The organism is Oleiphilus sp. HI0132, assembly GCF_001635845.1.
In genome coordinates this window covers 1-823 of the sequence record NZ_LWGJ01000592.1, presented here as the reverse complement: position 1 = coordinate 823, position 823 = coordinate 1, and the positions used below count along the sequence as shown (strand labels likewise).

The window sequence follows — 823 nt, the reverse complement described above, 5'->3', positions numbered from 1 at the left end:
ACTTAGGCTTTGAGGGAAATGCCCTTAATATGATTGTTAGCCATCAAGATCAAGTCCAGAATATACCGCAAGAATCCAAGCTTCTAGCGACAAGTGATTTTTGTCCATACTTTGCCGTTCAATGGAGTGATTCCTTGATTAGTATCCAAGGGCACCCGGAATGGACTTGTGAATACTCTGAAGCCTTAATGAATGATCGTCGCGGCCGAATCCCTGCTAATACAATTGAGGCTGGTCTAGAGTCCTTAGCGAAACCTCTGGATAACAGGGGTTTCCTAAGTGTAATTTCGAAATTTTTACTTCAGAAAGCGTGATGTTGGTTTTGGTGGCTGTTAATGTGCGTGACTTATCGGCAAGGTAGTTAGGGTGTCATTTAGCTCGCTTGAAACTGCCTGGTTTCTACCATTCAATTTTGCACTATATAGTGCCTTGTCTGCTCGCTCTTTCAGGCTATCAAGGGTTTCACTTTGAATGAAGGTCGAGGTACCAGCACTAATGGTTACAGGGATAATTTTGCCCTTATATAGGTAGGTGTGTTGCTCTACGCTCTGCCTGATTCGATCAGCAATTTTTAAAGCTTGATTGGCATCTGTATCATCTAGAATTAATACGAACTCTTCGCCACCGTAGCGAAAACACAAATCACTTCCACGCGCGCACTTTTTGATTGTCGCAGCAAGGTCGCGAAGGACGCTATCACCGGCTAGGTGTCCGTATGTATCGTTGACGTGTTTAAAATGATCAATATCAAGCATGAGAACGGAAAGAGGGGTGTTGTGACGTGTCGCTAGCTCTGCCTCTCTGTGTAAGCTGGCATCAAGTG

1 protein-coding gene and 1 pseudogene are annotated in these 823 nt (G+C 44.3%); one reads left to right on the top strand and one right to left on the bottom strand.

Features of this window, described 5'->3' with window-relative positions:
* Positions 1 to 314 (top strand): annotated as a pseudogene (locus tag A3766_RS07245) (GMP synthase); the annotation flags it as partial.
* A gap of 18 nt (positions 315 to 332) precedes the next feature.
* Here A3766_RS07245 and A3766_RS07240 read toward each other — a convergent pair.
* Positions 333 to 823: GGDEF domain-containing protein (locus A3766_RS07240; RefSeq protein WP_156508756.1), on the bottom strand; the 491-nt coding region annotated here is incomplete at its 5' end.